The organism is Paraburkholderia sp. JHI2823 (assembly GCF_038900695.1).
Taxonomy (GTDB): Bacteria; Pseudomonadota; Gammaproteobacteria; order Burkholderiales; family Burkholderiaceae; genus Paraburkholderia; species Paraburkholderia mimosarum.
On sequence record NZ_JAYMRY010000001.1, the window covers coordinates 277,372 to 302,806 of the forward strand.

The window sequence follows — 25,435 nt, forward strand, 5'->3', positions numbered from 1 at the left end:
TTCTAACCGCGCCAGCCCGCGCCGAAATCGGCCAAGAACTATCGATTTCTTTGATCGATAGCATTATCTTCACTAACAGACGAAGCGCCAGTCGATCACGACGGTTCGAGGCTGCGCCACATATACCAGGTCGCGACAGTACGCCACGGCTCCCAGTTGGCCGCGACTTCGCGCGCCTCGCTGCGCGTGACCGGCTCGCCACTGAAATAGTTGACGCTGATTGCGCGAATCAGGCCGAGATCGTCGAGCGGCAGCACGTTGGGGCGCGCAAGATTGAAGATCAGGAACATCTCGGCGGTCCAGCGCCCGATGCCGCGAATCGCCGTCAACTCGGCGATCACGTCCTCGTCTTCCATCGAGGTCCATTTGCCGACATGCAGCGCACCCGAGACGAAATGCTGCGCGAGATCGAGGATGTATTCCGTCTTGCGTTTGGAGAGCCCACAGGCGGCGAGCTTCTCGTGACCGAGCTTGATGAACTGCTGCGGCACGAGCTTCGGGCACGCGGCTTCCACGCGCTGCCAGAGCGCCTGCGCCGCCGCCGTCGAGATCTGCTGACCGACCACGGAGCGCGCGAGTGTGACGAACGGATCGTCGCGGCTCAGCAGATGCACCGGCCCGAACTTCGGAATCAGTTTCTTGAGAATGCGGTCGCGCTTGACGAGGTCGGCGCAGGCCTTGTCCCAATAGCCGGGGCGCTGCACTTCGAATTCGAGATCGCCGAGCGCGTTCGCCGCGGGCTCCACAGCCTCGAGCGCCGCCGGACCATTGGCGAGCACGGCGTCGATCGCCGCGCCGTCGAGCGCCTCGCGCTGCGCGGCCGAGCCGTTGGCCTTCGCGCGCGGGCGCTTTGCAGTCGCCTTTGCGCCCGGCTTGAGCGTTGCTTTCCCGCCTGCACCGTTGAGCGCGCGCCTCACGCCGGCCTTTGCGCCCGTCGTCCCGCCCGTTAGCGACGCAGACCGCCTGGTCTGCGTCTTCGTGGCCGTTACCATCCTGCCTCCTGCCTCGCGAATCGATCAGTGGAAACTGGACAGCCCGCTTACACGCGGCGCCACTCGGTCAACCCGCCCGGTTTGTCTTCGAGCGCGACACCGGCATCGAGCAGTTCGGCCCGAATCCGGTCTGCCTCCGCATATTGCTTCGCCTGCTTGGCCGCCGTGCGTGCCGCGATCTTCGCTTCGATCGCAGCCACGTCGAGCGCATCCGCATCTTGCGCGCCCGCGGCTTGCTGCAGGAACACGCGCGGCTCGCGCACGAGCAGTCCGATCAAGCGTGCGAGGCGCTGCAGCTGACGCGCGAGCACCGCATCGCGCGTGCGATTCACCTCGCTCGCCAGTTCGAACAGCACGGCAATCGCCACCGGCGTGTTGAAGTCGTCGTTCATTGCCGCACGAAAACGCTGTGCATAAGGCTCATTCCAGTCGAGCTCCCCCGCGTCGGGCGTCACGTCCTTCAACGCCGTGTAAAGACGCGTGAGCGCGTTGCGCGCGTCGTCGAGATGCACGTCGCTGTAGTTCAGCGGCGAGCGGTAATGCGCGCGCACCATGAAGAAGCGCACCACTTCAGCATCGTACTTCGCCAGCACTTCGCGGATCGTGAAAAAGTTGCCAAGCGATTTCGACATCTTCTCGTTGTCGATATTCACGAAGCCGTTATGCATCCAGGTATTGACGAACGTCTTGCCGGTTGCACCCTCGCTCTGCGCAATCTCGTTCTCGTGGTGCGGAAACTGCAGATCCTGGCCGCCGCCATGAATGTCGAAGTGCTCGCCGAGCAGCGCGCAGCTCATGGCAGAGCATTCGATGTGCCAGCCAGGACGCCCGCGCCCGTACTTCGAGTCCCAGCTCGTGTCGGCCGGCTCCTGCGGTTTTGCCTGCTTCCACAGCACGAAGTCAAGCGGATCCTGCTTGGCATCGTTCGTCGCCACACGCTCGCCCGCGCGCAGGTCCTCGATCGACTTGCCCGAAAGCGCACCGTAGTTCGCGAACTTGCGCACCGTGTAGTTCACGTCGCCGTCCGAACCCTGGTAGGCATAGCCGTGTTGCTCGAGCTTGCCGATCATGTCGAGCATCTGCGGGATGAACTGCGTCGCGCGCGGCTCGAGGTCGGGACGCTCGATGCCGAGCGCGTCCGCGTCTTCGTGAAGCGCCGCGATGAAACGGTCGGTGAGCTGCTTGATCGTCTCGCCGTTTTCCACCGCGCGACGAATGATCTTGTCGTCGATGTCGGTAATGTTGCGCACGTAGGTCACGTTGTAGCCGAGCGCGCGCAGCCACCGCTGCACGACGTCGAACACCACCATCACACGCGCATGCCCGACGTGACAATAGTCGTACACCGTCATCCCACAGACATACATACGCACGACGCCGGGCACGAGGGGCACGAAATTCTGTTTGTCACGCGCGAGCGTGTTGTAGATGCGCAGTGATTCCATAAAGACGATGGATACGTGGGTCGAAGGAAATCCGCGGCGACGCCGACGGCAGCCGGCGGGCGCGTTGGCCCGCGTTGTTCAGGCTGCTGTCTGTCGGCGCCCGGCCTGCAAACAGATTGCTACCGGAGCGGAGACGACCACGAGTGGCGAAAGAAAGCCCGGCGATTCAAGCGGCGCGCCCCGAATGCCCCGCACTGCAATTGCAATTCGACTATAACGAGCGAGGGACAAAGCGCGCGACGAAAACGCACAGACCTTTTGTTAGAATGGCTCGGAGTATAACACCGCGACCTCACCCTATGAAACCTTCCAGCGGCCGCACGCCTCGTGCTGCGACCCTTGCCGCGTCGGCGCTTGCGAGCGCCGCGATCGTGCTGTGCAGCGTGAGCATCGCGCATGCCGCGCCCCCTCCGGCGACGGCTGACGGCACGCCCGGCGCAGACGCGGCGATCAGCCAGCACGACTGGGCGTCGGCGCTCACGCAGCTCGACGAGCGCATCAAGACGAATCCGCGAGACGTGCAGGCCAAATTCAAGCGGGCGACCATTCTCGCGCGCCTGAACCGCGACGACGACGCGATCGAGGCCTTCACCGAACTCACGCAGCTCTACCCCGAACTGCCCGAGCCCTACAACAATCTTGCCGCACTCTATGCGAAGCACGGCCGCTACGACGAGGCGCGTGTCGCGCTCGAAACGGCCGTGAAGGCGAACCCTTCGTACGGGCTCGCTTGGGAGAATCTCGGCGACCTGTACCTGCGCCTCGCCGACACGTCATACCGCCGCGCGCAAACGCTCGGCCACGCGAGCGGCACCACGCCGCAGCGTCTCGCCGACATCGAGAAGATCATTTCGCCGCCGCCCGCGCAAAAGAAGCCGCGCGCCGCGTCGGCCGAAGCCGGGTCCGAAGCGAACTCGTCGCATCTCGTGCCCGCGCTCACCAACCCCGCGTACCAGTTCGGCGGCCCGACCGGTTCGCTGGCGATGCCGCCGTTCGTGGCGCCGTCGAACTAAGCCGCGGCGCGCGAAGCCTAGCGCGCCGCGACACGTATTTCCCGCACTTCCGAGGATACTCATGAAATGGTTGATGTTGGCGCTCGGCAGCGCCGCCCTGATCGCGAACGCACCCGCCTTTGCGCAAAACGGCCAGCCGGCCGCCGCGCATCCGCAGGTACTCTTCAAGACCAGTGAAGGCGACATTCGCGTCGAACTCTATCCCGAGAAGGCGCCGAAGACCGTCGACAACTTCCTCCAGTACGTGAAAGCCGGCCAGTACAACGGCACGATCTTTCATCGCGTGATCCGCGGCTTCATGATCCAGGGCGGCGGCTATACGCAAAGCTTCGTCGAGAAGCCCACGCGCGCGCCCATTGCGCTCGAAAGCCGCAATGGCCTCAAGAACCTCACGGGCACCATCGCGATGGCGCGCACGAGCGACCCGAACTCGGCCACCGCGCAATTCTTCATCAACACCGTCGACAACGCCGGCCTCGACTATCCGAATCCGGACGGCAACGGCTATGCCGTGTTCGGCAAGGTCACCCAGGGCATGGATGTCGTGAAGAAGATCGAAGCGGCGCCCACCACCTCGCGCGGCCCGATGAGCGATGTGCCGCAAAAGGAAATCGTGATCCAGTCGGCCACGGTCGTCGGCAAGTAAGCGGCCGCGAGAAGCGTCCACAATACGGCGACAGCAGCACGAAGGTCGTCATCGACTAGCCGGGCGGCAACGCCGCCCTCATTCCCGTCGCGCGTCGCGGCGCCGGCACACGCGAGACAGCACGCCTCGCCTCGTGCCGTGGCGGCGACGTTCACTCCCCCAGCCACATGGCAAAGGATTCCATCATGGTCGAACTGCACACGAACCACGGCGTCATCAAGCTCGAACTGAACGCCGAGAAGGCCCCGAAGACGGTCGCAAACTTCCTCAACTATGTGAAGAACGGCCACTATGACGGCACGGTGTTCCACCGCGTCATCGACGGGTTCATGATCCAGGGCGGCGGCTTCGAAGCCGGCATGAAGCAAAAGCCCACGGAAGCGCCGATCGAGAACGAAGCGAACAACGGCCTGAAGAACGAGCGCGGCTCGATCGCCATGGCGCGCACCAACGACCCGCATTCGGCGAGCGCGCAGTTCTTCATCAACGTCGCCGACAACGACTTCCTGAACCACTCGTCGCCCACGCCGCAAGGCTGGGGCTACGCCGTGTTCGGCAAGGTCGCCGAGGGCCTCGAAGTGGTCGACAAGATCAAGAAGGTCAAGACCGGCTCGAAGGGCTTCCATCAGGACGTGCCGGTCGACGACGTCGTGATCGAGAAGGCCGTCGTCGTCGAATAAGTTTCACAACCATCACGCGCGAACTTCATCGATGCTGCAGGAAAAGGCTTTACGACACGCTGCTGCGGGCGTACCCGGCGAGGGCAAGCGCCCGCACGCGGCGCGCCCGTTCCTGTTCGTTTCCGATGTGCATCTGAATGAAGGCATTCCGCGTACGGTCGCCGCGTTCGAACGATTCATCCGGGTCACGGCCGATCAGGCCGACTCGGTGTTCATACTCGGCGACCTCTTCGAATACTGGATCGGCGACGACATGCTCGCCGATCCGTTCGTCGCGCGCATGACCGCGCTGATGCATACGCTCTCCGAGCGCGGCATCGCGCTCTACATCATGCATGGCAACCGCGACTTCCTGATGGGCAAGCGCTTCATGAAAGCGGCGGGCGCAATCTGGCTGCCCGACCCCATCGCCATCACCGCGTTCGGCACGCGCCTTGCGCTCGCGCACGGCGACGCGCTGTGCACCGACGATCGCGGCTATCAGCTCTTTCGCAAGCTCGCGCGCAACCGCCTCGTCCAGCTGCTCTTTCTCGCGTGGCCGTTTCGCTGGCGCCGCGCCATCGCCGAGCGGGCGCGCCGCGCGAGCGAGGACAAGCGCGGCGGGCCGCGCCTGCCGAAGTACGACGTCACCGCGAAAGGCGTCGCAACGCTCTTCAAGCGGGCACGCGCGAACACCATCGTGCACGGCCACACGCACCGGCCCGCGCGCCACCAGGAGCCTGGCGGCACACGCTGGGTCTTGCCCGACTGGGATCTCGATCACGGCAAGCCGCGCGGCGGCTACCTGCGGGTGGATGCCGAGGGATTCAGGTCATTGCCGCTGGACTGAAAGCGCGGTGCTAAAGAAGCGCCCCGCGCGTGGCGCGATGCGAACGCATCCAGCAGCCAGCGCCGCCTGGCTTGCGTCGTCGTAACACCGCGCATCAAGCACGCGCAGGCGCGCTCTCTTCGTGGATCGCGCCCTCGCCCTGCGGCGCGTCGCACTCCAGCCCCTCCGAGAGGCGCCGCAATTGCGCGAGTGCGGCATCGGCGCCATGCAGCGCCTCGAGCCGCGTCCCGAGCCGCTCCAACGCCACGACGATGGCATCGACGCGCTGCGTTTGCGTAGCCGCGTGATCGATCAGGCCATGGATGGCGAGCGAAACCGGATCGTCGGCGTTGGGCGTGATGCCGTATGCGCAGAAGCCCTCGCGCGCCGAGGCCGGTTTTTCCTGTACCGGCGAACGCTTCGCGGGCGCAACGATGCGCGCGGGGTTGCCCACCGCCGTCGCCCCTTCGGGCACCGGCTTCACGACCACGGCGTTGGAGCCGATCTTCGCCCCTGCGCCCACGGTGAAACCGCCGAGCACTTTGGCGCCAGCACCCACGATTACACCGGGGCCGAGCGTCGGGTGGCGCTTCGCGCCGCGCGTGAGCGAGGTGCCGCCGAGCGTGACGCCCTGGTAGATGGTGCAGTCGTCGCCGACCTCGGCCGTCTCGCCGATCACGACGCCCATCCCGTGATCGATGAACACGCGCCGCCCGATGGTCGCGCCCGGATGGATCTCGATACCGGTGAGAAATCGCGCGACCTGCGAGACATAACGCGCAAGCCAGCGACGTTTCGCACGCCAGCATGCATGCGCGAAGCGATGCAGCACGAGCGCATGCAGACCCGGATAACAGGTCAGGACTTCCCACGCGCTGCGGGCGGCGGGATCGCGCTCGCGGATCGTGGCGATGTCTTCGCGAAGTCTCTTGAACATGGCAGTCACGCTAAAAAAACGGATGAAACATGGGAGGAAGGCCATACGCCGCGGCGACATGAGGCACCCGCCGGGCGGCCTTTGCAGCCACGCGCATTTGCTTATGATGTTTTGGCCGGTTTTCAGGCGATTGTAGGCGCAAAGCCGCTTTGAGGCGGGATGCCCTCGTCGGCGGCAAGGTTGGTGCGCGGGCTAGCGCCGCCGCGCGGCTCAGCTTTTTTCGCCGCCTTTGCCCTTGAGCATCAGGATGTGCTTCGCAATGCCGCGCACGATATTGACTTCCTCGCGCTCGAGCCCCGAGCGCGCGAAGAGCCGTCGCAGGCGCGACATCAGTTTCTTCGGATTGGCGGGGTCGAGAAAGTCGAGCGCAATGAGCGCGTTCTCGAGGTGCACGTACATGCGTTCGATGTCGTCGCTCGTCGCGAGAGGCGAACCGGCGCCCGGCGCAACGGCGGCCGCCGCCGGAAATGCCGCGGCCGGCGCGCTCTCGCCCAGGTAGGCAAGACGGAGTTCGTAGGCGAGCACCTGCACCGCCTGGGCGAGGTTGAGCGAGCTATAGGCCGGATTTGCCGGGATATGCGCGAGTGCGCTGCAGCGCTCGACGTCATCGTTCGCGAGACCGGTGCGCTCGTTTCCGAAGACGAGCGCGATATCGCCGCCGTGCGCCACCTGGCGGCAGGCGTCCTGCACCGCAACGCGTGGCGCGCTGGGGGGCGGTCCGTACTCGCGCGTGCGCGCCGTGAGCGCGAGCGACCACTGGACGCCGGCCAGCGCGTCGGCGAGCGTCGGCACGATGTGGGCGGCCGCGAGCACGTCGTCGGCGCCACTCGCCATCGCCACCGCCTCGGGGTCGCAATGGACCTGGGGCACACGCGGCGCCACCAGCACGAGACGCGAGAAGCCCATTGTCTTGAGCGCGCGCGCGGCCGCGCCGACATTTCCGGGGTGGCTCGGCTCGACGAGGACGAAGCGGGTGGACGTGAAACCGCCGCGCAGCGGCTCGTGAGCGTCGCCGGCGGCGGCCGCGGTTGCCGCACCGGCGCGGGCAACGGGTGAATCGGGGTGCACCAAGATGAGTCTCTGACGCGAACGTAAGGAAAGGCTCTATGTTAGCGCGCCTCGTTCCCCAGTAGCCACGGGAAAGCGGTGCGCCGCCAGCCGAAGCGGGCCGGTCTCGGGTAAAATGGCGGTTTCGCGCGCGCTGGGCGCAGCGCCGAGCCGCTTTATGGCTTGCGTAGCGTCCGGCAGGCAACTGGCAAGCTGACACGTTCACAATCAGCGAGCGCCGCCGCGCCCCGCTCTTATCCAATTCGTCTCCGTTGGCGGGACAGGTTCCGCAGGCGCTACCCAGGGCCCGCGCCCTGTCCAATCGTTAGACGCTTTTATCTTCTGCACCACCGGCGCGCCGCACGTTCGAGGCTATTCGAGCGCGAGTGCCGGACAACAAGGATCCTGGCTCATGCATCCCATGCTCAACATCGCTGTCAAGGCCGCGCGCCGCGCCGGACAGATCATCAACCGCGCGTCGCTCGACCTCGACCTCGTGCAGGTCGCGAAGAAGCAGCACAACGATTTCGTCACGGAAGTCGACAAGGCGGCCGAATCCGCCATCATCGAAACGCTCAGGACCGCCTACCCCGACCACGCCATCCTGGCCGAGGAATCGGGCGAATCGGTGAACGAGTCCGAATACCAGTGGATCATCGATCCGCTCGACGGCACCACCAATTTCATCCACGGCTTCCAGTACTACTGTGTCTCGATCGCGCTCGTGCACAAGGGCATCGTCACGCAGGCCGTCGTCTACGATCCGACCCGCAACGATCTCTTTACCGCCTCGCGCGGCCGCGGTGCGTTCCTCAACGACCGCCGCATCCGCGTGGGCCGCCGCGACCGTCTCGCCGACGGCCTGATCGGCACCGGCTTCCCGTTCCGCGAGAAGGACGGCCTCGCGAGCTACTGCGACCTGTTCGCCGAGATGACCAACGCATGCGCGGGCCTGCGCCGCCCGGGCGCCGCCGCGCTCGATCTGGCGAACGTCGCCGCGGGCCGCATGGACGGCTTCTTCGAGCAAGGCCTCAACCCGTGGGATGTCGCAGCGGGCGCCCTGCTCGTCACCGAAGCCGGCGGTCTGATCGGCAACTACACGGGCGATTCCGACTTCCTGCACGAGGGTGAAATCGTCGCGGGCAATCCGAAGATCTACGCGCAGATGGTGCCGATCCTCTCGAAGTACACGCGCGTCAACAAGGCTGCATAAGCGCCCATGAGCGTCGCGGCCAGGGCACGCGCCGGGTCCACCCCGCGCTTCGCATGCGCATCGAGCGGCTCCGGCCGCTTTTTTGTTTGCGCCGCTTGCGCTGCGCCGCGAGCGAACCCCGCACGCATCCGATGAAGAAAGGCTTCTATACGATCATCGCCGCGCAGTTCGTGTCGTCGCTCGCCGACAACGCGCTCCTCATCGCGGCGATTGCGCTGCTCACGGTCATCTCGTCGCCCGCCTGGGTCACACCGCTGCTGCAGATCTTTTTCACGATCTCCTACGTACTACTCGCGCCCTTCGTCGGCGCGTTCGCCGACGCCCTGCAAAAGCGCCACGTGATGTTCATCTCGAACGCGCTGAAGGCAGGCGGCTGCCTGCTGATGGTTGCGGGCGTGCATCCGATGATCGCCTACGGCGTGGTCGGTTTCGGCGCGGCTGCGTACTCGCCCGCAAAGTATGGAATCCTGACTGAATTGCTGCCGGCAGAAAAGCTGATCGCCGCGAATGCGTGGCTCGAATCGGCCACGGTGCTCTCCACCATCGTCGGCACGATGCTGGGCGGCGCGCTCGTGTCGACTTACGCCGACCGCTTCGTGACGCGCCATCCGCTGCCATTCGTCCATTCCGCCGCCGGTCTGGCGATGATCGCCGTCATGATCACGTATGCGCTCGCCGCGTTCATCAACATCGGTATTCCCGACACGGGCGCGCGCTACGAGAACCGGCTCAAGGAGCCCGCGCGGCTCGTAGGGGAGTTCACCCGCTGCTTCAACGTGCTCTGGGCGGACAAGCTCGCGCAGATCGCGCTCTGGGTCACCACGCTGATGTGGGGTGCGGCAGTCACGCTGCAACTGCTCGTGCTGAAATGGGCCGATGCGAACCTCGGCCTCTCGCTCTCCAAAGCCGCCGTGATGCAGGGCGTAACAGGCCTCGGCATTGCGCTCGGCGCGGGCGCCGCGGCCGCGTGGGTGTCGCTGCGCGCTTCGCTGCGCGTGCTGCCCGTGGGCGTGCTCTGCGGCGCGGTGGCGGTGGGCATGGCGTTCTATAGCAAGGGCCTCTTTCCACACGGTGTCGGCGTGCGCTTCGGCACACTCTTCGTGCCGTTCTATCTGCTTTTCGCGTATCCATTGATGGTGCTGCTCGGCGTACTCGCGGGTTTCTTCATTGTGCCGATGAACGCCTTGCTTCAGCATCGGGGCGCGACGCTCCTTTCGGCGGGCCATTCCATCGCTGTGCAGAACTTCAACCAGAACCTCGCGGTGCTGCTCATGCTCGGTGCGTATGCGCTGCTGCTCACCGCAAAGGTGCCCGTGCAATGGATCATCGTCGTCTTCGGCGTGTTCGTCGGCACGATGATCTGGCTCGCCATGCGGCGCAGTGCGGCAAACGCGCGCGCCGTGAACCTTCAGGCGCTGGTCGACGAATGACGCAAGCGCCTGCGGCATCACCTGCGATGGCGTTAGCCGAAAGGCTGGCTTTACATGCAATCGGCGCGCGTTAAACTCACGCCCTGAACCCCTAGCAAGACACCGAGGATGGCTACAGACACCGCCGGCGCAGCCGACATCGCGCAACACACCCCCATGATGCAGCAGTACCTGCGCATCAAGGCCGACCATCCGGGCACGCTCCTGTTCTACCGGATGGGTGACTTCTACGAACTGTTCTTCGAAGACGCCGAGAAAGCCGCGCGCCTGCTCGACCTCGCGCTCACGCAGCGTGGCGCCTCGGCGGGTAATCCGATCAAGATGGCCGGCGTGCCGCATCACGCGGTCGAGCAATATCTCGCGAAGCTCGTGAAACTGGGCGAGTCGGTGGCGATCTGCGAGCAGATCGGCGATCCGGCCACCTCGAAGGGCCCGGTCGAGCGCAAGGTGGTGCGCGTCGTCACGCCCGGCACGCTGACGGACGCCGCCCTGCTTTCCGACAAGAACGACGTCTACCTGATGGCCGTCTGCCCCGGTCACAACCGGCGCGGCGCGACCGTCAACGTCGGGCTCGCATGGCTCAATCTCGCAAGCGGCGCGCTGCGCCTCGCGGAACTCGCGCCGGAACAGGTCGCCACGGCATTCGAACGCATTCGTCCGGCCGAAATTCTCGTTGCGGAAATGCCTGCGGAAACGGCCGCGTGGGCTCCGCCTGCCGGCATCGGCGCGCTCACGCGTGTGCCCGCATGGCACTTCGATGTCAGCTCGGGCAAGCAACGTCTGTGCGATCAACTCGATGTGGCAAGCCTGGATGGCTTCGGCGCGCAAACGCTCACGAGCGCATGCGGCGCGGCGGGCGCGCTGCTGCTCTATGCGGCGGCCACGCAGGGCCAGCAACTGCGCCACGTGCGCAGCCTCAAGGTCGAAGTCGAATCGGAATACATCGGGCTCGATCCGGCTACCCGGCGCAACCTCGAACTCACCGAAACGCTGCGCGGCACCGAATCGCCCACGCTCTGCTCGCTGCTCGACACTTGCAGCACGGCCATGGGCAGCCGCCTGCTGCGGCACTGGCTCCACCACCCGCCGCGCGCAGCGGCAATCGCGCAATTGCGCCAGCAAGCCATCGGCGCGCTGCTCGAAGCGCCGCCGCAAGCGAGCGTCGACACCTTGCGCGCCGCCTTGCGCCAGATCGCCGACGTCGAGCGCATCACCGGGCGGCTAGCGCTGCTTTCCGCGCGCCCGCGCGATCTTTCCAGCCTGCGCGACACCTTCGCCGCGCTGCCCGCGCTGCGCGAACAGGTCGCGGCCGCAAGCGGCTCAGCGACGTCGCTCGCGCACATCGCCGCGGCGCTCGAACCGCCCCCCGAGTGCGCAGCGCTGCTGCAGCGCGCGGTCGCGCCCGAACCCGCGGCAATGGTGCGTGACGGCGGCGTGATTGCACGCGGCTACGATGCGGAACTCGACGAACTGCGCGATATCTCCGAAAACTGCGGCCAGTTCCTGCTCGACCTCGAAACGCGCGAGCGCGCGCGCACCGGCATCGGCAATCTGCGCGTCGAGTACAACAAGGTGCACGGCTTCTATATCGAAGTCACGCGCGGCCAGACCGACAAGGTCCCCGACGACTATCGCCGCCGACAGACGCTCAAGAACGCCGAGCGCTACATCACGCCCGAACTCAAGACATTCGAGGACAAGGCGCTCTCGGCGCAGGAGCGCGCGCTCTCACGCGAGAAGGCACTCTATGACGCGCTGCTGCAGGCGCTGCTGCCGTTCATTCCCGATTGCCAGCGCGTGGCCTCGGCGCTCGCGGAACTGGACCTGCTGGCTGCATTCGCGGAACGCGCGCGGGCGCTCGACTGGAACGCGCCCACGTTTTCGGAGACGCCCGGCATCGAGATCGAGCAAGGCCGCCATCCGGTCGTCGAGGCTCAGGTCGAGCAGTTCATCGCCAATGACTGCCTGCTTGCCCCGGAACGCAAGCTGCTGCTCATCACCGGCCCGAACATGGGCGGCAAATCGACCTTCATGCGACAGACCGCGCTCATCGCGCTGCTGGCCTACGTAGGCAGCTACGTGCCGGCGAAACGTGCGCGTTTCGGGCCGATCGATCGCATCTTCACGCGCATCGGTGCCGCCGACGACCTCGCGGGCGGCCGTTCGACCTTCATGGTCGAAATGACCGAAGCCGCGGCCATTCTCAACGACGCCACGCCGCAAAGCCTCGTGCTGATGGACGAGATAGGACGCGGCACGTCGACGTTCGACGGCCTCGCGCTCGCGTGGGCCATCGCGCGGCACCTGCTCGCGAACAACGGCTGCCACACGCTCTTCGCCACCCACTATTTCGAGCTCACGCAACTGCCCGCCGAATTCGCGCAGGCGGCGAACGTGCATCTGTCGGCCGTCGAGCATGGTCACGGCATCGTCTTTCTGCACGCGGTGCAGGAAGGGCCGGCCAACCAGAGCTATGGCCTGCAGGTCGCGCAGCTCGCCGGTGTGCCGGCCGCCGTGATCCGCGCCGCGCGCAGGCATCTCGTGCATCTGGAGCAGCAATCGGCGGGACAGCCCGCACCGCAGCTCGATCTTTTTGCAGCGCCGGCCAGCGTGTACGACGACGAAGGGCCGCACGTGGAAGACCGCGCCGCGCCGGCCGAGGAGGATCGCGGGGCGTCACTCGTCGCACAACGGCTGCGCGAGCTCGATCCAAACGAGCTGCGTCCCCGCGATGCGCTCGATCTGTTGTACGAACTGCATGAACTGGCCACCGCGCCGGACGCGAAACGCTGAGCGTCGCCTCGCGACGCCGCCGCGGCCACTGCAACCGGCGGGCCGCGGCTGTCGCCGTTCGCGCTATCTGAAAATGATGCGCCGTGTGGCATGCGCGTTGATGCTGGTGTCCTCGCTTGGCTCGCCACTCGCGGCACATGCCCAGCCGGCGCGCTATGCCTTCGCGGTCGTGGCGAACGCACTGACTTCGCAGCCGGACGAAGCGTCGGCGCAGCGCCTCGTCGACGCCATCGGGCGCGATCCGCAAATCGCGTTCACCGTCTACGACGGCAATCTCAAAGGCGCGCACGAGAGCTGCGCCGATCAACTCTATGAGCGGCGTCATGACATCCTCGACGCGTCACGTGTGCCGCTCGTTTTCGTGCCCGGCGAGCACGACTGGGCCACGTGCGGCATGAGCGGCTCGGGCGCCTACGACCCTGCGGAGCGGCTCGATTTCCTGCGCCAGGAGTTCTTTGCCGATTCGAACTCGCTCGGGCAAAACCGCTTGACGCTCACACGGGAAAGCGAAGTCTCGCGCTTCCGCCCGTATCGTGAGAACGTGCGCTGGCAGCTTGGCGACACCGTCTTCATCGGGCTGAACGTGCCCGACGGGAACAATCACTACCTCAATGCCGGCGGGCGCAATGGCGAGTTCGAAGATCGTGTGATCGCCAATGGTTTCTGGCTCGAACATGCGGCCGAATATGCGAGGCGCCGCAACGCGCGCGCCATCGTCATCTTCATGCAGGGCAATGCGATGCCCGAACATAGCGAGCGCCCCGACCGCTTTGCCTGGCTACGCTTTCATCGCGCGCCGCGCGACGGCTATGTCGAATTGCGCCGCAGCCTCGTGAGGCTCGCGCAAGCCTTTCGCGGCCCCGTGATCATCGTAAGTTCCGACGACGCAAAGCTCGCGCACGGCTTCACGATCGATCAGCCGTTGCGCAACGAGAAAGGCACAAGGATAGAAAACGTCACGCGCATCGCCTTCTCCTTGCGCGATCCGCTCACGCAGTGGCTGCAGGTGGACGCCGACATGACACGCAACACGCCACTGCGCGTGAGCGTGCGCGACGTGCCGAAGCATCTCCCGCTGCTACCTGGACAACCGTCGCCGACTCAGCCGGGAGCCGGACAGTCGCCAGCGATGCCGGAAATGCCCGAAGTTTCGTCGATGCCCGATGTGACCGAAATTCCCGGCATGCCTCAATCACCCGACGTCGCTCCAGTGATACCGGGTGCATCCGGTACCGCGGTGCCGCCAGTCGGAAATGGCGTGTTGATGCCAGCCTGGCCCGCGCAGGGCGGCCAGAACGGGCTAAGCGGTCAGAATCGAGGGAGTGGCCAGAACGGCCCGGACGGTGGATCCAGCGCAAGCAGTGGCGGCACGGGTCGCGGGAGCAATCCATCGCCTGAGATTCCGCAACCGCCCGGCGCACCGGCGTCGGGCGGCTTTGTGCACTGATCAGCGCGAATCAGTGCAGCGTGGGCTTCGAAGCACCTTCGTCGCCGTCGTCTTCTTCATCTTCGTCGACGATTTCGAGGCCGTCCGCACCGTGCGCGTGCTCATGCTCGATCTCGTCTTCGGTGGCGACGCGAACTTCCTTGACCGTGAGCGCGAAACGCAGCGCCATGCCCGCGAGCGGATGATTCCCGTCGAGCACGACCTTGTCTTCCGCGACGTCTGTGACGGTGTAGACGAGCGTGTCGAGGTCTTCGTCGCCTTCTTCGGGCGTGCCTTCGAATTGCATGCCGACTTCAAGCGGCTCGGGAAAACGGTTGCGTGGCTCGATCTTCACGAGCTCGGGATCGTACTCGCCAAAGGCGTCCTGCGGTTCAAGCTGGATCTGGGTCTCGAAGCCCGGCTCCTGCCCGTCCAGCACTTCCTCGATCTTGGGGAACGTGCCATCATAGCCGCCGTGCAGATAGACCATCGGCTCGTCGCTTTCCTCTATCAGATTGCCCTGCGCATCCGATAGCTTGTAAGCGACCGACACGACGGTGTCCTTTGCAATTTTCATTCGTTCCTCCAGTTACAGCTCACATTATACGATGCCGACGCGGTCCACAGACCACCCGGTGGGCGCGCGCAAGCGGCGCGCCTCCCTCCCCCTGGCATGCCCCGCGCCCGATGTTGCCACGCCGCTCCTGGGCGGCCTGACTCCGGCGCAGTTCATGCGCAAATACTGGCAGAAAAAGCCGCTTTTGATCCGCCAGGCGATTCCCGACATCGAAGCGCCGCTGTCGCGCGACGAGCTCTTCGAGCTTGCGGACAGCGACGACGTGGAGTCGCGACTGATCACGCATTTTCGCCGCCGCTGGGCACTCGAGCACGGCCCCTTCTCGCCCGACGAACTGCCCACACCGAAGACCCGCAACTGGACGCTGCTCGTGCAAGGCGCCGACCTGCACGACGACCGCGCACGCGCCCTGCTCGAGCGCTTTCGCTTCGCGCCGGATGCGCGCCTCGACGATCTCATGATCTCGTACGCGTCGGACGGTGGCGGCGTCGGCCCCCACTTCGATTCGTATGATGTGTTTTTGCTGCAGGTTCACGGCAAGCGCCGCTGGCGTATCGGCGCGCAGCGCGATCTCTCGCTCAAGGATGGCCTGCCGCTCAAGGTCCTCGCGAACTTCGAACCCGAGGAAGAATGGGTGCTGGAGCCGGGCGACATGCTGTACCTGCCGCCGCATATCGCGCACGACGGTATCGCCGAAGGCGAATGCATGACTTGTTCGGTCGGCTTTCGCTCGCCTTCCACGAGCGAGCTGACGAGCCAGTTCCTTTACTGGCTCGCCGAGCGCGGCGCCGACCACGGCGAGCGCAAGCCCGCGCTTTACCGCGACCCGGACCAGCCGGCCGTGGCGCATCCCGCGCAGCTTCCGCCGGCACTCGTGGAGCGTGTTGCCGGTGTGCTTGCCAAAGTGCGCTGGACCGATGCCGATGTCGCTTCGTTCGTTGGCTCCTGGCTGTCGGAACCGAAAGCCAATGTCGTGTTCGATGCCCCCGAAAAGCCGCTCGACGAAGCCCGTTTCGTTGCGCAAGCGGTAAAAGATGGGATAACACTCGACCGCAGGACGATCCTGCTTTACGATTCGCGGTCGTATTACCTGAACGGGGAACAGTGCTTGCTCAAAGAGGCAAGAAAGTGGTTGCCGGCACTGGCCGACAGGCGCTCTATTGACGGGAAACGCTTTGTAACACTCTCACACGATTCATGTGTGACAGCGTTGCTACACGAGTGGTATCGTGCGGGCTGGATTCGGACCGGGGTGCTTGCCTAAGCGCTTCGGACTGTTATACCGTATTAAAATAGTGCTTGTATGAGAAAGACAACGTATTGTCCCCGGATTTGTCGACGGTCGATACGAAAATGCCTATAATTCCCGGCCAGGCCGTAGGGAAGATTCACGCTCTTGCAGTGCGTCTCCACCAGCGGCTCAGGTCGGTGTTGGGGCACATTACCGGTATTATTTGCGCTGTTGCTTACCTTTAACCATAAAAGGACGTGATCATGAAGAAATCCCTCCTCGTAGCATCCCTGCTGGCAGCCGTTGCACTTGCTGCGTGCAACAAGAGCAGCGACCAAGCTGCTGCGCCGGCTAGCGATGCTGCTGCCGCTTCGGCACCGGCTGCTGCCGCTTCGGACGCAGGCGCATCGGCTCCGGCTGCTGCTGCGAGCGAAGCTGCTCCTGCAGCTACGGCCCCGGCTTCGGACGCTGGCGCTGCCGCTTCGGAGGCATCGGCTCCGGCTGCAGCTTCGGGCGCAAGCCAGTAAGTTGCATTCGCGCGAAGCTCGCCGGCGCCTCGGTCCCGGCGGGCATCGAAGCGAACCGTCGTATGGTCTGTCGCTTGCGCCAGCCGCGCCTCAGACATACGACGGGCAAGCAAAAAAGCCACGAACTCACGTTCGTGGCTTTTTTGTTATGCAGTGGGCATGAGTGTCGCGCTAGACGCCCTGCTCTCCTGCCTGAGCGTCCTTTTCTTCGAAGAATGCCTTCACGACCTCGATCTCCCGCGTCCGTCTGAACGGCGGCAGGCTTTGCCAGATTCGGCGCCCATACGGCTTGTCGACGAGACGCGTATCGCAGATCATCAGCACGCCGCGGTCCGTCTCCGCACGAATCAGACGCCCCGCACCCTGCTTGAGCGTGATCACGGCCTGCGGCAACTGGTGGACCGCGAACGGGCTCAGCCCTTTCTTCGCCAGCGCGTCGAGGCGCGCAGCCAGCACCGGGTCGTCGGGCGGCGCGAACGGCAGCTTGTCGATGACCACGAGCGAGAGCGCATCGCCACGTACGTCCACGCCTTCCCAGAAGCTCTGGCTACCCACGAGAATCGCATTGCCATAGGCGCGAAAGCGCTCGAGCAGTTCCGTGCGGCTCGCGTCGCCCTGCACGAGCAGCGGCGTATTCCAGCCGCGCGCTTCGATCGTGTCGCGTAGCTTCGCGGCAATGCGGTCGACCGCGCGCAACGTCGTGCATAGCATGAAGACGCCGCCGCCCGACGCCTCGATGGCAGGCAACGCCGCATCGAACACCGCGTCTGTGAACTGCGGCGACGACGGCTGCGGCATATTGCGCGGCACGTAGAGCAGCCCTTGCGTGGGGTAGTCGAACGGGCTTGGCAGCGTCATCGAACGGCGCGAGCTCAAGCCCATCTGCGCCGCGTAGTGCGTGAAGTCGCCGCGCACCGAAAGGGTCGCCGAGGTGAAGATCCATGTGCGCGGCACGCCGGCGCGTTGCTTGGCGAAGATCGGAGCAACCGATAGCGGTGTTTCGTGCAATTGCACCGTGTGCGAAAACACCTCGACCCAGCGGACTTTCTCGTCGGCGTCGTCGGCTGCGTGCGCATCTTCATCGTTGCCGCCCACATCTGCCTTGCGCGCCTCTTGCCAGGGCGCGGCACCTTGCGCGACAGTCCAGCCTGCAAGGATGCCCTGCAGCTCGCGCGCGCGCCGCAGGCACGCGCCTAGCGACTCCGCACGCTCGGCCTGGCCGGCAAGCGCCGTGGCGAGCACGCCCAGCTCGGTCTGCAACGCATGGAGCGCGTCGAAGAGCGGGTGGTCCTCGGGCAACTGCGCGATCGACAGCCGCAGCGAATCTTCCTTGAACGCCAGCCGCACGTCACGCGCGGCGCGCTCCAGCGCCGCACCGAGCTTGACCCACTCCACGGCGTCGCGCGCGTGAGAAAGGCCTTCTGCGACGCAATCGCGCGCGAGCTCGAGAAATTGTGCCGTCGAGAGCGTTTCGCCGAAGAAGAGTGTCGCCGTTTCGGGCAATTGGTGCGCTTCGTCGAAAATGATCGTGTTCGCGCTCGGCAGCAGCTCGGCCATGCCGGTGTCGCGAAGCATGATGTCGGCGAAGAACAGGTGGTGATTCACGACCACGATGTCGGCCTGCTGCGCCTCGCGGCGCGCCTGCATTACGAAGCAGTCCTTGTAATGGGGGCACTCCTGGCCAAGACAGTTATCGCGGGTCGAGGTCACCATCGACCATACCGCCGCGGTCTCGGGCACGCTTGCGAGCTCCGCCTTGTCGCCCGAGCGTGTGATCTTCGCGAAACGCACGATTTCCTGGAGGTACGCGGTTTCCTGCCGCGACGGCAGGCGCCCGTTGTCGGCCGTGCGCTGCAGGTAGTAATGGCACAGGTAGTTGGCGCGACCCTTGAGCATGGCCACGCTCACGGGCACTGCCAGCGCGTCGCGCACGGTGGGAATGTCGCGCGCGAAGAGCTGATCCTGCAGATGCTTCGTGCCGGTCGAGACGACCACCTTGCCGCCCCACAGCATGGCCGGCACGAGGTACGCGTAGGTCTTGCCGGTGCCCGTGCCCGCCTCGACGATCAGCGTGTTGTCGCCCGCTTCGGCGGCGGCACTCACCGCTTCCTGGGCGCCCGGCTGCGCCGGCGCGCCGCGCTCGAGCCGCCGCGCGGGGCGCGACTGAGCTTCGAACATCGCGGGTTCAGGCAGCGATTGCGCGGCGGCTTCCATTGCGGCCGCGACCGCGCGCGCCATCTCGATCTGCGCAGCGCGCGGGCGATAGCCGTCGATCTCCCGCGCGAGCAACCCGTCGGCAGCGAAGAGCTCCTCGAGTTCTGCCACGCGGCGCGCGCTCAATACCGGCGCGGCGGCAGTTTGCGTGGCGCGCGCGTCAGCCTCCGGCGCGCCGCTTTCGCGCGCGGGCCGGGAACGGGAAACGGTCGTTGAATTCAAGGCAAGCGGTTCCTGCTCGGTCCGGAAGGGCGCTGGCCGACTGCCGCGCCCCGGCGCCTGCCAGGACCCGGAATCAGGCGTGCCCGTCCGAAGTCTTCGTTGAATCGGGGTCCAGCTGCAGTTGCAGCAAGATGATGTTGTCCTTGACCTTGAGCTTGCGCTTCTTCAACCTTTGCAGCTCGAGATCATCGTAGTCCGCGGTGCCGGACATCCGGTCTATCAGGCGGTCCAGATCGCCATGTTCCGATTCCAGTTGCAGAATGCGGTCACGAAGGACCTCGGCCTTGACTTCACGATGCTCGCGCATGCTCGCCTCCTCGACATATGCGGCGCGCGCTTGCGAAGGACGACGCGCCTGAGGTTGCTGTCCGGCTCAAAAAGCGTGCTACTCGTACTACTGGTCCTGCTGCTGCCTTTGCTGCTGATCTGATTGTTGCTGTTGTTGCTGTTGTTGCTGTTTTTGCTGTGCCTTCCCGGCCGCCTGCTTCTGACGTTCTTCGACGTCAGCCTTATGCTTCGCTGCGTCTTCCTGCTTCTGCTCGAAGCGCTGGGCCTTCCCGGCACGTTCCTGCGCCTTCTGTTCACCCTGGCGATGCGCTTCGTCCAGTTGCTTCTGGTAGTTCGCCTGCTTCTGGTCGTACGCTGCCTGGTTCGCGTTGCGCTGCGACTGCTCACCAGCACGCTGAGCCTGCGCCAGCGCATGCTGGCGCTGCTTTTCCTGATACGACTGCTCGTTCGCCGCGCGCTGCGGCGCCTCGGCCTGGCGCTGCGCCTGATCGAGCGCGTGTTGCTGCTGCTTCTGCTCGTACGCCTGGGCGCTCGCCGCTTCGTTCGCGGCTCGCTGCGGCGCGTTGGCTTCGTCCTGCGCGCGCCGCAATGCAGCCTGCTGGTCGCGCTCCTGGGCATGCGCCGCACGCCGCTCTTCGTCGAGCGCCAGTTGCTCGCGCCGGATATCTGCCTGCACGACACGCATTTGGTCCCGTGCACGGCCAATGCAATGATTCACGAAGAACGTGCTGTAGCAGTTGTGTTCAGCAACGCCAAAACGATAGTTGTTCTCCGCCGTACGACGGTCCAGCACCTGTTGCCGCGCGTCGAAATCGCTCTGCCGCGACGCCTGCGCTCCAGGCGCGCCTGCCGCATCGGACGCCGCCAGCGGCACGTTGCCCGAAGCCCCCTGTTGCGCGACCGGCGCGACCGGCGCGCTCGCCGCACGCTGCTGCTCCAGCGGCCCGGACACCCCGACCGCTTGCGCAAGGGCCGGAACGCTCGCTCCAAGGCTCAACGCGACGGCGCAGATTGCGCCGCGAAGGGGCAACCGCCGAATGGCGCCAGCAGGCGCGTGAAACCGGGCAAGATGCGAAACGGAAAACAAGCGGAAGGTCGTCAACGTCTTCTGTGGGCAGCGGAACATGGCTGAAATTCTAACACCCCCCGGGTTGAGCGCTCCGGCATTTATGGCAAAATGCCCCGCTCCAACGGCCAGTGCGCGCACCGGGCCAACGCCCGGAGCGCCGGGGCCAGCCGAACGCTGAAGCCCGCACCGAGCGCCGGAATGCAACCCGGACCGCAACCGATCCTCGCAGGAATATCCAGACCCTATGACGGAAACCGTAGCACTGAAAATCGTCCAGCGTATCGCCAACGAGCTGACCGTGCAGCCGCGCCAGGTCGCAGCCGCCGTGCAGCTACTCGACGAAGGAGCGACCGTTCCGTTCATCGCCCGTTATCGCAAGGAAGTCACGGGCAATCTCGACGATACGCAACTGCGCACGCTCGAAGAGCGCCTGCTCTACTTGCGCGAACTCGAAGACCGCCGCGCCGCGATCCTCGCGAGCATCGAAGAGCAAGGCAAGCTCACCGACGAGCTGCGCGCCGCCATCGAAAATGCCGACAGCAAGCAGGTTCTCGAAGACCTCTATCTGCCGTACAAGCCCAAGCGCCGCACGCGTGCGCAAATCGCACGCGAAGCCGGCCTGCAGCCGCTCGCCGACGCGCTGCTCGCAAACCCGCTCCTCGACCCCCAAACGGAAGCCGCGCAGTACGTGGATGCCGAGAAGGGCGTGGCCGACGTAAAGGCCGCGCTCGACGGCGCGCGCGACATTCTCTCGGAGCAGTTCGGAGAGACGGCCGAATTGCTCGGCAAACTGCGTGACTGGCTGCACAACCAGGGCGTGGTGATGTCGAGCGTGGTCGAAGGCAAGGAAAACGAGGAAGGCGAGAAGTTCCGCGATTACTACGACTACGCCGAGACCATCAAGACGGTGCCGTCGCACCGGGCGCTCGCGCTCTTTCGCGGCCGCAACGCCGGTGTGCTGATGGTCAAGCTCGGCCTTGGCGGCGAGCTGGACGCGCAGGTGCCGCACCCGGGCGAAGCGATGATCGCGCGTCACTTCGGCATCGCGAACCAGAACCGCCCGGCCGACAAATGGCTATCCGACGTATGCCGCTGGTGCTGGCGCGTGAAGGTGCAGCCGCACCTCGAAAACGAGTTGCTCACGAGCCTGCGCGAGCAGGCGGAGAACGAAGCGATCCGCGTGTTCGCGCGAAATCTCAAGGATTTGCTGCTTGCCGCGCCGGCGGGCCCGAAGGCCGTGATCGGCCTCGACCCGGGGCTGCGCACGGGCGTGAAGGTGGCCGTGGTCGACCGCACGGGCAAGGTGCTCGCCACCGACACGATTTACCCGCACGAGCCCCGCCGCGACTGGGACGGCTCGCTCGCGAAGCTCGCACGCATCGCCGCGCAAACGCAGGCGGAGCTCATCAGCATCGGCAACGGCACGGCTTCGCGCGAAACCGACAAGCTCGCGAGCGAGCTGATTTCCAGGCATCCCGAGCTGAAGCTGCAGAAGATCGTGGTTTCCGAGGCAGGGGCGTCGGTTTATTCGGCGTCCGAACTGGCCGCCAAAGAATTCCCCGAGCTGGACGTCTCGCTGCGTGGCGCCGTTTCCATCGCGCGGCGCCTGCAGGATCCGCTCGCCGAACTCGTGAAGATCGAGCCGAAGGCGATCGGCGTGGGCCAGTATCAGCACGACGTGAACCAGCGCGAACTCGCGCGCTCGCTCGACGCCGTCGTCGAGGACTGCGTGAACGCCGTGGGCGTCGACGCCAATACGGCCTCCGTCGCCCTGCTTGCGCGCGTGTCGGGCCTGAATTCGACGCTTGCGCGCAATATCGTCGATTACCGCGATGCCAACGGCCCCTTCCCTTCACGCGAGCATCTGAAGAAGGTGCCGCGTCTGGGCGACAAGACCTTCGAACAGGCCGCGGGCTTCCTGCGCATCAACGGCGGCGAGAATCCGCTCGACCGCTCCTCGGTGCACCCGGAAGCGTATCCCGTCGTCGAGCGCATGCTGGCGAAGATCAAGCGCGCGATCGGCGACGTGCTTGGCAACCGCCAGGCCCTGTCGGAGCTCTCGCCCACCGAGTTCGTCGACGAACGCTTCGGTCTGCCAACGGTGCGCGACATCCTGAGCGAGCTGGAAAAACCGGGCCGCGATCCGCGCCCCGAGTTCAAGACCGCGACGTTCCGTGACGGCGTCGAGAAGGTGTCCGACCTCGTGCCGGGCATGCTGCTAGAAGGCGTCGTGACGAACGTGGCCGCGTTCGGCGCGTTCATCGACGTGGGCGTGCACCAGGATGGGCTCGTGCACGTCTCGGCCATGTCGACGAAGTTCATCAAAGACCCGCATGAAGTGGTCAAGGCTGGCCAGGTCGTCAAGGTCAAGGTGCTCGATGTCGACGTGAAGCGTCAGCGCATTGCGCTCACGATGCGTCTGGACGACGAACCGGCAAGCGCGGGCGCGTCACGCAGTGGCGGCAGCGCGGGCGGTGCGGGCGGTGCGGGCCAACCAGGCAACCGTGACAGCCGCGGCGGCGGCAATCGCGAATACCGTGGCGGTCAACGTTCGCGCGACGCAGAGCCGGCCGGCGCCATGGCCGCGGCATTCGCGAAGCTCAAACAGCGCTGAGCCCCGCACGACACGACGTGAGCCTCAGCCGCTCACGTTGTGTACGCAACAAAAAAGGCACTCGTGAGTGCCTTTTTTTCTTTGCGTGTAGAAACGCAGCAATCAGATCTCGATCTTCGTCCCGAGTTCGACCACCCGGTTGGCCGGAATGCTGAAGAAGTCGGTGGGTTTCGCCGCGTTTTGATGCATCCACGCGAATATACGTTCACGGAAGATCGACATGCCGGGAAGTTGCGTCGGCACGACCGTCTCGCGCGCGAGGAAGAACGACGTGTCCATCATCTCGAACCTCATGTTGTGCGTGCGGGAAATTTCCTCGAGCACGGCCTGCACATCGGGCGTTTCGTTGAACCCGTAATCGGCCTTCACGAGATAGAGCCCGCCGCCGATATCCCTCACCGTCACGCGCTCGGCATCGGCCACATAGGGGATGTCGCGGATCACGAACGTGAGGAAGATGGTGCGCTCATGCAGCACCTTGTTGTGCTTGAGGTTGTGCAACAGGCTCACCGGCACGAGCGCCTCGCTGCCCGTGAGATAGATGGCCGTACCCGAGACGCGGTGCGGCGGGTGCGCAAGCAGCCCCTGCAGGAAAGGCATGAGCGGGATACCGTCGGCGGCCGTGCGCTCCTTGACGATCATGCGGCCTTTGAACCACGTCATCAGCAGGAAGAACAGCAGCGCCCCGATGCCGAGCGGCAGCCAGCCGCCCTCTTCGACCTTGAGCAGGTTCGCGCCGAAGAAGCCCAGGTCGACGGCCAGCAGCACCGAAATGATGCAGGCGACGAGCGCCTTGTTCCACTTCCACACCTTCGTCATCACGACGGCGACGAGCACCGTGGTGATCACCATCGTCGCGGTCACGGCGATACCGTATGCGGCGGCCAGATTGTCCGAACTCTTGAAGGCGACGACGATGCACAGAATGATGAAGAGCAGCATCCAGTTCACGACCGGCACGTAGATCTGGCCGATGGCGAGATCCGAGGTATGCAGCACCTTCATGCGCGGCACGTAGCCGAGCAGGATCGCCTGGCTCGTGAGCGAGTAGGCACCCGAAATCACGGCCTGCGAGGCGATCACCGTGGCGATGGTCGAGAGCACGACGAGCGGCAGCAGCGCCCACTCTGGCGCGAGCAGGAAGAACGGGTTTTCGATCGCGCGATGGTCCTGCATCAGCAGCGCGCCCTGCCCGAAGTAGTTGAGCACGAGCGAGGGCATCACGAGCGCGTACCAGGCGTAGCGGATCGGCTTCGCGCCGAAGTGGCCCATGTCGGCGTAGAGCGCTTCCGCGCCGGTCAGCACCAGCACGACGGAGCCGAGCACGACATAGGCCTGCAGCATATGCGCGCCCATGAAGGCGACCGCATAGTACGGATTGAACGCCGCGAGGACGCCAGGCGCCTGCACGATGCGCGACACGCCGAGTATGCCGATCGTCACGAACCACAGCACCATGATCGGCCCGAACAGCCGGCCGACGAGGGCGGTTCCGTGCCGCTGGATCCAGAAGAGCGCGATCAGGATCACCATCGTGAGCGGAAGCACGAGGTGCGAAAGCTTGGGCGCGGCGATCTCGAGACCCTCCACCGCCGAAATCACCGAGATGGCGGGCGTAATCACCGCGTCGCCATAGAACATGCACGCGCCGAAGATGCCGAGCGCCGTGATCAGCGCGGCCGACTTGCTCTTGCGGCTGAACGAGCGCATGGCGAGCGCCATCAGCGCGAGCACGCCGCCCTCGCCGTTGTTGTCGGCGCGCATCACGAAAAGGACGTATTTGACGCTCACGACGATCACGATCGCCCAGAACAGGAGCGAAATGACGCCGAGTATGGAGGTCTCGTTGAGCGGAATGCCGTGAGATGGGCTGAACGCCTCTTTCAGGGAATACAGCGGGCTCGTGCCGATGTCGCCGAACACCACGCCGATGGCCGCTACGGCGAGAGAAGGTAGCGGCTGCTTGGCCACGTGTGTGCTAGTTGTCATATACGCGGTAATCCGTTGCGAGGCGGAAAAAACGAGCGCTATTCTAAACCGGGCCGCGGCAGAAACCGAGCACCCGTCGCAGCACAGCGACACCCCTTGTCCCCGCGCAGTTTAGCACCGGCCCCAAATGCCGTCTGCCCAGGTGCGCCCGGCGCGCGCATGGCGGCCGAAGGGAATGTGATGTGCCAACAACCGCCTCGAAGCGCTGTGCACTTCGCACGCCAGGCAAAAAAAAAACGGAGCCTTGAAAGCTCCGTCGCTGGATCTGGCCGCC

Annotated in this window: 19 protein-coding genes; 10 read left to right on the forward strand and 9 right to left on the reverse strand. The window is 65.3% G+C overall.

The features are described from left to right. Positions 1–95 precede the first annotated feature (95 nt). Together VSR34_RS01405 and cysS are read right to left on the reverse strand one after the other, a co-directional pair. A complete protein-coding gene (locus VSR34_RS01405) occupies positions 96–992 on the reverse strand; it encodes a DNA-3-methyladenine glycosylase (RefSeq protein ID WP_028210004.1) in 897 nt (298 codons plus the stop codon). A 47-nt stretch (positions 993–1,039) separates the two neighbouring features. Next, positions 1,040–2,437, reverse strand: a complete 1,398-nt coding sequence (gene cysS / locus VSR34_RS01410) for a cysteine--tRNA ligase (protein ID WP_342961693.1) — start codon at positions 2,435–2,437, stop codon at positions 1,040–1,042. A 299-nt stretch (positions 2,438–2,736) separates the two neighbouring features. Here cysS and VSR34_RS01415 point away from each other — a divergent pair, with 299 nt between their 5' ends. The 4 genes from VSR34_RS01415 (at position 2,737) to VSR34_RS01430 (ending at position 5,605) form a co-directional block, all read left to right on the forward strand. Then, a complete protein-coding gene (locus VSR34_RS01415) occupies positions 2,737–3,450 on the forward strand; it encodes a tetratricopeptide repeat protein (protein ID WP_028210006.1) in 714 nt (237 codons plus the stop codon). A gap of 61 nt (positions 3,451–3,511) precedes the next feature. Further along, entirely contained in the window at positions 3,512–4,096 is a 585-nt protein-coding gene (locus VSR34_RS01420; protein ID WP_028210007.1) for a peptidylprolyl isomerase, read from the forward strand. A gap of 185 nt (positions 4,097–4,281) precedes the next feature. Then, positions 4,282–4,776: a peptidylprolyl isomerase gene (locus tag VSR34_RS01425; protein WP_342961694.1), complete on the forward strand. Its 495-nt coding sequence runs from the start codon at positions 4,282–4,284 to the stop codon at positions 4,774–4,776. A gap of 31 nt (positions 4,777–4,807) precedes the next feature. Then, the gene (locus tag VSR34_RS01430; protein ID WP_028210009.1) at positions 4,808–5,605 is read left to right on the forward strand and encodes a UDP-2,3-diacylglucosamine diphosphatase; all 798 of its coding nucleotides are present in this window, start codon (positions 4,808–4,810) and stop codon (positions 5,603–5,605) included. A 94-nt stretch (positions 5,606–5,699) separates the two neighbouring features. On the opposite strand, the gene cysE is transcribed toward VSR34_RS01430, so the two are convergent. Together cysE and VSR34_RS01440 are read right to left on the reverse strand one after the other, a co-directional pair. Further along, positions 5,700–6,521 (reverse strand): serine O-acetyltransferase, encoded by an 822-nt coding sequence (gene cysE / locus VSR34_RS01435; RefSeq protein WP_042289004.1) that lies wholly within the window; start codon positions 6,519–6,521, stop codon positions 5,700–5,702. Positions 6,522–6,731: 210 nt separating this feature from the next. Continuing rightward, entirely contained in the window at positions 6,732–7,517 is a 786-nt protein-coding gene (locus VSR34_RS01440) for an RNA methyltransferase (protein ID WP_238327614.1), read from the reverse strand. A gap of 463 nt (positions 7,518–7,980) precedes the next feature. Here VSR34_RS01440 and VSR34_RS01445 point away from each other — a divergent pair, with 463 nt between their 5' ends. The 4 genes from VSR34_RS01445 (at position 7,981) to VSR34_RS01460 (ending at position 14,451) form a co-directional block, all read left to right on the forward strand. Continuing rightward, entirely contained in the window at positions 7,981–8,781 is an 801-nt protein-coding gene (locus tag VSR34_RS01445) for an inositol monophosphatase family protein (RefSeq protein ID WP_028210011.1), read from the forward strand. A gap of 131 nt (positions 8,782–8,912) precedes the next feature. Then, positions 8,913–10,211 (forward strand): lysophospholipid transporter LplT, encoded by a 1,299-nt coding sequence (gene lplT, locus VSR34_RS01450; protein WP_028210012.1) that lies wholly within the window; start codon positions 8,913–8,915, stop codon positions 10,209–10,211. A 108-nt stretch (positions 10,212–10,319) separates the two neighbouring features. Further along, positions 10,320–13,004 carry a DNA mismatch repair protein MutS gene (mutS, locus tag VSR34_RS01455; RefSeq protein WP_342961695.1) on the forward strand — a complete coding sequence of 895 codons (2,685 nt, stop codon included), beginning with the start codon at positions 10,320–10,322 and terminating at the stop codon, positions 13,002–13,004. A gap of 100 nt (positions 13,005–13,104) precedes the next feature. Further along, positions 13,105–14,451, forward strand: coding sequence for a hypothetical protein (locus VSR34_RS01460; RefSeq protein WP_342961696.1), 1,347 nt, complete (start codon positions 13,105–13,107; stop codon positions 14,449–14,451). 10 nt (positions 14,452–14,461) lie between these two features. Here the strand turns inward: VSR34_RS01460 and VSR34_RS01465 are convergent, their stop codons facing one another. Continuing rightward, on the reverse strand, positions 14,462–15,007 hold the full coding sequence (locus VSR34_RS01465) for a peptidylprolyl isomerase (protein ID WP_028210014.1): 546 nt from the start codon (positions 15,005–15,007) through the stop codon (positions 14,462–14,464). Between the two features lie 31 nt (positions 15,008–15,038). Here VSR34_RS01465 and VSR34_RS01470 point away from each other — a divergent pair, with 31 nt between their 5' ends. Beyond that, on the forward strand, positions 15,039–16,271 hold the full coding sequence (locus VSR34_RS01470; RefSeq protein WP_342961697.1) for a cupin domain-containing protein: 1,233 nt from the start codon (positions 15,039–15,041) through the stop codon (positions 16,269–16,271). A gap of 665 nt (positions 16,272–16,936) precedes the next feature. Here VSR34_RS01470 and VSR34_RS01475 read toward each other — a convergent pair. From VSR34_RS01475 to VSR34_RS01485, 3 genes are all read right to left on the reverse strand, one after another. Next, on the reverse strand, positions 16,937–19,201 hold the full coding sequence (locus tag VSR34_RS01475) for an ATP-dependent DNA helicase (RefSeq protein ID WP_342961698.1): 2,265 nt from the start codon (positions 19,199–19,201) through the stop codon (positions 16,937–16,939). Positions 19,202–19,274: 73 nt separating this feature from the next. After that, on the reverse strand, positions 19,275–19,508 hold the full coding sequence (locus tag VSR34_RS01480; RefSeq protein ID WP_028210017.1) for a DUF465 domain-containing protein: 234 nt from the start codon (positions 19,506–19,508) through the stop codon (positions 19,275–19,277). An 87-nt stretch (positions 19,509–19,595) separates the two neighbouring features. Then, positions 19,596–20,615 (reverse strand): hypothetical protein, encoded by a 1,020-nt coding sequence (locus VSR34_RS01485; RefSeq protein WP_028230462.1) that lies wholly within the window; start codon positions 20,613–20,615, stop codon positions 19,596–19,598. A 187-nt stretch (positions 20,616–20,802) separates the two neighbouring features. Here VSR34_RS01485 and VSR34_RS01490 point away from each other — a divergent pair, with 187 nt between their 5' ends. Next, positions 20,803–23,172, forward strand: a complete 2,370-nt coding sequence (locus VSR34_RS01490) for a Tex family protein (protein WP_028210019.1) — start codon at positions 20,803–20,805, stop codon at positions 23,170–23,172. A gap of 102 nt (positions 23,173–23,274) precedes the next feature. Here VSR34_RS01490 and VSR34_RS01495 read toward each other — a convergent pair whose 3' ends face one another. After that, positions 23,275–25,161 carry a potassium transporter Kup gene (locus VSR34_RS01495; protein WP_028210020.1) on the reverse strand — a complete coding sequence of 629 codons (1,887 nt, stop codon included), beginning with the start codon at positions 25,159–25,161 and terminating at the stop codon, positions 23,275–23,277. Positions 25,162–25,435 lie beyond the last annotated feature (274 nt).

Excerpts from the sequence above, each read along its gene's own strand:
- VSR34_RS01485 (WP_028230462.1), bottom strand. The coding sequence starts at position 20,615 with ATGTTCCGCTGCCCACAGAAGACGTTGACGACCTTCCGCTTGTTTTCC.
- VSR34_RS01465 (WP_028210014.1), bottom strand. The coding sequence starts at position 15,007 with ATGAAAATTGCAAAGGACACCGTCGTGTCGGTCGCTTACAAGCTATCG.
- VSR34_RS01430 (WP_028210009.1), top strand. The coding sequence starts at position 4,808 with ATGCTGCAGGAAAAGGCTTTACGACACGCTGCTGCGGGCGTACCCGGC.
- VSR34_RS01460 (WP_342961696.1), top strand. The coding sequence starts at position 13,105 with ATGCTGGTGTCCTCGCTTGGCTCGCCACTCGCGGCACATGCCCAGCCG.
- VSR34_RS01480 (WP_028210017.1), bottom strand. The coding sequence starts at position 19,508 with ATGCGCGAGCATCGTGAAGTCAAGGCCGAGGTCCTTCGTGACCGCATT.
- VSR34_RS01405 (WP_028210004.1), bottom strand. The coding sequence starts at position 992 with ATGGTAACGGCCACGAAGACGCAGACCAGGCGGTCTGCGTCGCTAACG.
- cysS (WP_342961693.1), bottom strand. The coding sequence starts at position 2,437 with ATGGAATCACTGCGCATCTACAACACGCTCGCGCGTGACAAACAGAAT.
- VSR34_RS01420 (WP_028210007.1), top strand. The coding sequence starts at position 3,512 with ATGAAATGGTTGATGTTGGCGCTCGGCAGCGCCGCCCTGATCGCGAAC.
- mutS (WP_342961695.1), top strand. The coding sequence starts at position 10,320 with ATGGCTACAGACACCGCCGGCGCAGCCGACATCGCGCAACACACCCCC.
- VSR34_RS01490 (WP_028210019.1), top strand. The coding sequence starts at position 20,803 with ATGACGGAAACCGTAGCACTGAAAATCGTCCAGCGTATCGCCAACGAG.
- VSR34_RS01445 (WP_028210011.1), top strand. The coding sequence starts at position 7,981 with ATGCATCCCATGCTCAACATCGCTGTCAAGGCCGCGCGCCGCGCCGGA.
- lplT (WP_028210012.1), top strand. The coding sequence starts at position 8,913 with ATGAAGAAAGGCTTCTATACGATCATCGCCGCGCAGTTCGTGTCGTCG.
- cysE (WP_042289004.1), bottom strand. The coding sequence starts at position 6,521 with ATGTTCAAGAGACTTCGCGAAGACATCGCCACGATCCGCGAGCGCGAT.
- VSR34_RS01470 (WP_342961697.1), top strand. The coding sequence starts at position 15,039 with ATGCCGACGCGGTCCACAGACCACCCGGTGGGCGCGCGCAAGCGGCGC.
- VSR34_RS01415 (WP_028210006.1), top strand. The coding sequence starts at position 2,737 with ATGAAACCTTCCAGCGGCCGCACGCCTCGTGCTGCGACCCTTGCCGCG.
- VSR34_RS01425 (WP_342961694.1), top strand. The coding sequence starts at position 4,282 with ATGGTCGAACTGCACACGAACCACGGCGTCATCAAGCTCGAACTGAAC.
- VSR34_RS01495 (WP_028210020.1), bottom strand. The coding sequence starts at position 25,161 with ATGACAACTAGCACACACGTGGCCAAGCAGCCGCTACCTTCTCTCGCC.